Origin of the sequence: Kocuria oceani (genome assembly GCF_029524215.1) — a bacterium.
GTDB classification, from domain to species: domain Bacteria; phylum Actinomycetota; class Actinomycetes; order Actinomycetales; family Micrococcaceae; genus Kocuria; species Kocuria oceani.
In genome coordinates, this window is sequence record NZ_JARAMH010000042.1 from 1 (window position 1) to 6,144 (window position 6,144).

At 67.1% G+C, this 6,144-nt stretch carries 6 protein-coding genes; all 6 read left to right on the top strand.

Annotated elements, in window-relative coordinates; all coding sequences use genetic code 11:
• A partial coding sequence (locus tag PU704_RS19780) for a MinD/ParA family ATP-binding protein (protein ID WP_277552842.1) occupies window positions 1–1,146 on the top strand: 1,146 nt, incomplete at its 5' end.
• A gap of 61 nt (window positions 1,147–1,207) precedes the next feature.
• Window positions 1,208–1,888: a DUF6668 family protein gene (locus tag PU704_RS19785; protein WP_277552845.1), complete on the top strand. Its 681-nt coding sequence runs from the start codon at window positions 1,208–1,210 to the stop codon at window positions 1,886–1,888.
• A gap of 2 nt (window positions 1,889–1,890) precedes the next feature.
• The gene (locus PU704_RS19790) at window positions 1,891–2,169 is read left to right on the top strand and encodes a hypothetical protein (RefSeq protein ID WP_047803495.1); all 279 of its coding nucleotides are present in this window, start codon (window positions 1,891–1,893) and stop codon (window positions 2,167–2,169) included.
• Window positions 2,170–2,257: 88 nt separating this feature from the next.
• A complete protein-coding gene (locus tag PU704_RS19795) occupies window positions 2,258–3,052 on the top strand; it encodes a DUF8175 domain-containg protein (protein ID WP_277552847.1) in 795 nt (264 codons plus the stop codon).
• Entirely contained in the window at window positions 3,049–4,734 is a 1,686-nt protein-coding gene (locus PU704_RS19800) for a hypothetical protein (protein ID WP_277552849.1), read from the top strand. Before PU704_RS19795 ends, PU704_RS19800 begins: the two co-directional genes overlap by 4 nt.
• 3 nt (window positions 4,735–4,737) lie before the next feature.
• Window positions 4,738–6,144 (top strand): SCO6880 family protein (locus tag PU704_RS19805; RefSeq protein ID WP_277552851.1); only part of this gene is annotated, 1,407 nt, incomplete at its 3' end.

Consider the following 6,144-nt stretch of genomic DNA (forward strand, 5'->3'; position numbering starts at 1 on the left):
GAGGAGCCGGCCCCGCAGGACGTCGAGGAAAGCGTCCCTGCGCAGGCACAAGAAGCGGCCACCGCAGTTGAGGCTACTGCTCCCACCGCGGAGAAATCCGCCGTGGGCAATCCGTTCCTGGTCGCGAAGACCCCGGTCCCGCCGGCGCAGGGCCCGGCAGAGGGAACCGCCGCAGCTCCGGTGTCAGCGCCGCTGGTGGAGAGCCGCAGCGTCGCCGGCGCTGCGGACCATACCCCGAACTTCTTGCAGAACAACTCCCCGGTCACCCCCGACCCGGCCGAGCAGGGCTGGCAGGGTTGGCTCAACCGGGTCTTCGGGCTCAAAGTTGGTCCTTCCGAGTCCGAGCTGCGCCAGCGCGCGGCGGTGGATGCCCTGTCGCGCCATTGGATCGGTTCCCGCACGGTGGCCGTACTCAACTCCAAGGGCGGGGCGAACAAGACGCCCACGGTGATCCGGCTGGCCGCTGAACTGGCCCGCGCCGGTGGTGGTGGAGTTCTGGCCTGGGATAACAACGAGTCGTTGGGGACCCTGGGGTGGCGGACCCACTCGGGGGAACACAGCGCTACGGTGCTGGACCTCATCACTGCTGCCCCGCAGTTCTTGAAGGCCGGGGCCAGCAAGGCTGACTTGGCCGCGTTCGTCCACCACCAGCCAGAAGACGCTTTCGACGTGCTGCGCTCCGACGAGCGGCCCGAGCACGATCACCGCATTACCGGGGCCGAGGTAGACCTGCTGCATGAGGTCGCCTCCCGCAACTGGCGGCTGATCATCATGGACTCGGGCAACTCGACCCGTGGGGAGAACTTCACGCGGATGATCGACCACACCGACCAGGTGGTGATCGCTACCACCTCTGAGTCGGACAAGGCCCAGGGCGCGGTCAACTCCCTCCAGGCCCTCCACGCCCGCGGTGGTCACGCCGCGCAACTGGCCCGCAACGCGGTGGTGATCGTCTCGGAAGTCCATCCCCAGCACTCCCTCAAAGCCCAAGAAATCGTGGGCGAGTTCGCTCCGATCGTGCGCTCGGCCCACATCGTGCCTTTCGATCAAGCGCTGGTGCAGGGCCGGATGCGCGCCCAGGACCTCTCCGGCCCCACTCGACGGGCATGGCAGTTAGCAGCCGCAGCTGTGATCGCGGAGTTCTAATGCCCCACCTCAACATTCAGCACCCCAGCCTCGTGCTGGCCACAGCCCGAAAGGAGGAGAAGTGATTACCAACCAGGACAAAGACACCCAGGCAGGCAGGCAGGATCAGGACACGGCGGCCCCCTCAGCTGCGCCACTGGACCGCCCGGTGCGGCCGGTGGCCCCGGCCGGGGGCAACCCCTTCGTGCTTCCCCCAGAAGAAGAGGAGGCCGGTCCCGAGCCGATCGACACCGATCCAGTGCTGGGCACCGCGGCCTCGTTGTTGGGTCGCACCGGTGTGGAAGACACCGGGTCCGGCAAGGGCTTGTGGCTGATCGGCGCGGCCGGTGGGGTGGGAGTGTCCACTTTGGCCGCCGCGTGCGGTGCGCACGTGCACGACGGCGCCGACTCTGAGCCGCCATGGTCTGCCCGCGCCGCGGTAGTCACCTCCTGCACCCGCACCGCTCTCGATGCCACCCAAGAGCTGGTGCAGGCTTCCCACGCCGGGATCGTGCCCTGGGAGGCGGTAGCCGTGGTCATCGTCCACGACCGGCCCGCCGAGCTGGTCTCCAAGGACTGCCGCCGCCGGGCCCGCGCGGTCCTGCGAATGGTCAAAGGCGGCGGGTACACGATCCCGTTCTTGCCGGAGCTGCGCGAGTCCGCTGCCCCGGCCCTCGATCTGGGGGTGACTCGATCACGGAAGGTGATCGAGGCCCTCGACAAGCTCGCCACCCGGACGAGCTCCCCCCGAAAGGAGAAGTAGTCATGAACATTCCCCCTCTCTACGCCACTGCCCAGACCACTGTGATGCAGGCGATCAACGTTTCCCCTGAGGCCCCTCCGGGTCTGGACAACTTCAATCTGATCGTGTCCTGGATTCTGTGGGGCGCCGGCATCGTGCTGTTCGTCTTCTTCATCTTTGGCCTGGTCTCAGCCGGGCGGAACCGCCGGCACGGCAACGAGATCGAAGCCCCGATCTGGCCGCTGGTGGCCGCTGCCCTTCTCGGCGCCGCCGGCACGATCTGGAACGTCATCATCGGCTGATACCGATCCCTGCGCGGTTGCGGGCCTGCCCCTTGCAGGTCCGCAACCGCGCCTCGGAATACGACGCCCCACAGGGAGGACAGGACAGATGAAGCAGGAACGAACGCAGCAGAAGAATCGTCCGCGGTGGCTGGGTGCAGCCGTAGCGGTCGGAGTGCTGGCGGCGCTGGTAATCATGGCCTTGCTGGTCCGCACCATCACGGTAGAACCCAACGAGCAGGCCAATCCCGCCGAGGAGAACGCGCATGCGCCGGCCTCGGAGGCTGCTCCTGAGGTGGATGGATTGCTGGGCTCTTCTTCCGAGGATTTCGCCTATCCGTGCCAGGCGGAGCTGTCCACCGACGCTGGCTCGGTCGAAGATAAGGCGCCCGAGGTCGATGAGTGGGTGTCGGCCGGTTACAACGTCGTGCCGATGTCCACGGATTTTGGTGGATGCGAGAAGCGAGACTCCGGTCTACGCGTGGGTTACGCCCACACTCCCGCCGGGGCCCTAATGGCGGCCGCTAACTACGCCGTGGTTGTCGATCCCTCGGGTACTGAGGCGCAGGACAGCATCAAGGTAGCCGTTGCCGAAGGCCCTGATCGGAACGAGCTGCTTGACCGAGCCGAGCAGATCAGCAGTGGAAGCGCCCCGGCGACAGACCCGGCAGCGATGCGCAGTGCCGAGTTTGATGGCTACGACGTGCGAGAGGCCAGCAAAGATCGAGCGTCATTCAACATCTATATGAGCTTTGACAACGATGCAGGCGTTCGTCAGCAGGCAGTCGGGCAAGTCGATCTTGTATGGGAGGACGGGGATTGGCGGGTTGAGCCGGCATCCGGCCAGCAGCTCATGACGGTTGACTTTGCCACTACCTCGCCGTCCGTGACCTGGGGCCCGTGATGCTCGAACGTCTTGGTGAGATGGCGGCCTCAGCGGCCGAAGGTGGGGTCGAGGCGATACTGACGTGGCTGGCCGGGGTGGTGCTGACTGCGCTGTTCGACACGGTGCAATGGCTGGGCACCTGGTGGTTGTCGATCGAGGCCCCTGGAATGGGCGAGGGGTCGGCGGCCATGCGTGCGGTGGAGGCCACCCGGGCGTTGCTTCCGCTGTTCGGTGTGATCGGCATGGCCTTTGGTTGCGTGCGGATCGCACGGGAGCAGAGCCGGGGATCGGTGGAGGGCTTGATCGCATCGATGCTGCGCAGCGTGGCTGCCGTGGCTGTCGCTCTGGTGGCGACGTCAATGGGGTTGGATTTCGGCTCGCAGATTTCCCCGTGGCTGGTTGAGCAGATCGGTGGCCAGGACGTCAATGAGCAGATGGCTGAAACCTTGGGGTTGCAGGCAATGATCAGCGGCATCCAGAGTTCCGCGGCGTTGGCGGTGATCGTGCTGGTGCTGGCGTTCATTGCGTTGCTGGGGTCGCTCGTCAACGCCTTCCTGGTCCTGTTCTCGTATGGGATGGCGTCCGTGCTGGCCGGGCTGTTGGCGTTCTTCGCCGCGGTGTCCACCACGGACAAGGGAAAAAAAAGCTTCGACAAGGTGCTGTCGTGGCTGATCGCTGTAGTGCTGTTCAAACCGGTGGCCGCGATCATCTGGGGAGTGGGCCTGGCCCTGGCCAAGGGCTACGTCGGAGAAGGCTCTGAGGAGCCGATGGATCAGATGGTGGGCCTGTTCGTGGGCCTGGTCATGGTTGTGGGAGCCTCTCTGGCTCTCCCGGCCCTGGCCCGAGCGGCGGCCCCGATGGTGGCCGAGGGTCCGCGGGGCATGGGGGCAGGAAGCCTCGTGGCGGCCGGTGGAGCGCTGGCCACCGGCGCGCTGATCGGTGCAGCCACCGCAGGTGCCGGCACGCTGGCCAGCGGTGCTGGGGCACGAGCCGCCGGAGCCGGGGTGGGTGGCGGTTGGATGACCGGCGGTGGCATAACCGGCGGTGGGATGTCTGGCGGTGGTCAGGGGGGTGCCCTGGCCGGTGGTGGCGGGACCGGTCCCAGCACTCGCACCAGTGGCGGCTTTGGCACTGCCGGCGGCTCTGGAGCAGGTGAGGGCATGGGGTCTCCGGCACAGGCCAGCGGTGCTCCAGGAGCTAGCGGAATCTCAACCAGCAGTGAGGGATCTAGTGACACCGATGGCGGCGCCACTGGTGTCAGCACAGCCGAGGGACGTGGTGGTAACGGGCCTGCGGGTGCACAGCCTGAGACTGGGCCCGGAGAGTCCTCCCCGGGTGGCGCCCCCAGTGCTCCCGGGTCGGGTCCTAGCAGTACGGGCAGCCACGGACCGGGCCCATCAGGTGCCGCTGCGCAAAGCGCAGAGTCGGCCGGGACGGGCAGCGGGCCGGCCGGGGAGACGTCGAGCACCGCAGGTGGTCCCACGGGTGCCACCGGTGCCAGCCCGGGGCGCAGCAACGGTGGCGCTGGTGGCGCAGAGGAGCCGCTGCGCGCGGTGAGTGGCCCGGAAGGAACCGCCACGCAGACCGGCGGGGCGACAGGCGCGCGGGCTTCGTTCGTGCAGAACGCCGTCCGGGCGGCAGGGTACGAGGCGCGTCGGGCGGCCGACGACGCTGAGAATTCGATGGAGTCAGGGGAGTAAACGATGTCGGAGACGGTGATGGAATCTACGCCGCGTGTGCGGTCCTACGGCAACATCACGGACACCAAGGTCACCGGAATCATGGGTCTGTCCCTGGCGGCCACAGCGGTGGCCGGGGCCGGTGCTATCGGGGCGCTGCTGGTGCTGTGGTTCGGACAGATGTTGTGGCTGGCGGTGCTTCTGCTGGTGCTGACGGTGCCGGCGACCTGGTACTTGCAGTCAAAGGATCGCAACGAGCGGTCCCGAGCGGAGAAAAGGCTGGCGCAGACGATGTTCCGCAAAGCACAGAAGAAGGGGCACACCCGGTATGTGGCTGGTCCGGCCTCGCAGGTACCGGACGGCAGTTTCCGGGCGCCGGGGCTTTTGGCGGCTACCGAGATGATGGAGGGACACACTACGTTCGGGCAGCCGTTTGCGATGCTGTGGGCCCCGCGGACCCAGACGGGGGCGGTGTTCATCGGTACCTCCTCGACCGGTATGGGGCTGCGCGATCAGGAGAGCGTGGATCAGATGGTCGATGCCTGGTCAGAGTTCCAGCGCGAGGCTGGCAGCGTCCCATCCCTGGTGCAGGTTTCGGTCACCACCCAGTCAACAGCTGATCCTGGGGAGCGGTTGCGTGATGCCGTAGAGGTCGCACGCTCCGTGGCCGGCGCCGAGGAGGGTGGGTCCACGTTCGCCCGGGAGGTGATCGGTGATGTGGTCAATGAGCTCTCGTCCTGGACACCGCGGTTGGATCAGTGGATCACGCTGACATTCTCCGCCCGAGAGTCCACGGACGGGGCGGTGCCCGCGCGCACGGCCCAGGAATTGATGGAAGAGGTCGGTGGTGTGCTCCCCGGTTTCTGCGAGTTGGCCACCGTTTCCGGGGCCGGGGCGGTGTCGCTGCTGCAAGTAGCGGACGTGACCGACTCAACGCACGTAGCATTCAACCCCTCGGCGGCCGCCGATGTAGAGCGGTCCCGGCTGACCGCCGCCGGCACTGGGTTGTCCTGGGAGGAAGTGGGACCGACCTCAGCCGAGGTGCTGGCAAAGCCCATGTGCTACGCGCACTCGGGGGCGGTGTCGAAGTCTTGGCAGATGTTCGGCGCACCCTCGGGAGTGTTCCGGGAGTGGGGACTGCGGGCGCTGCTGGAGCCCGATGACCGTTTCTTGCAGAAGCGGGTCACGGTGTTCTACCGCCCGGCTGATCCTCAGTCCAGCGTGCGGGAGGTCAACGCCCGGATCGTCAATGCGGAGTTCGCGGCCAACCAGAAGAACCGGCGCGTCTCGGCCGCCGAGCAACTGGCGGTGGCCAAGGCCAAGCAGGCCGCCCAGGAGCAGGCCCGCGGTGCGGCGATGGTGCGGTTCTCCATCCTGGTCACGGCAACGGTGGGTTCGGCCGGCCAGGAGTTGGCCAAGGCTGAGGCTGCT

Bases quoted from the DNA above. Each gene is read 5' to 3' on its own strand.
- PU704_RS19790 (WP_047803495.1), top strand. From the start codon at position 1,891: ATGAACATTCCCCCTCTCTACGCCACTGCCCAGACCACTGTGATGCAG.
- PU704_RS19795 (WP_277552847.1), top strand. From the start codon at position 2,258: ATGAAGCAGGAACGAACGCAGCAGAAGAATCGTCCGCGGTGGCTGGGT.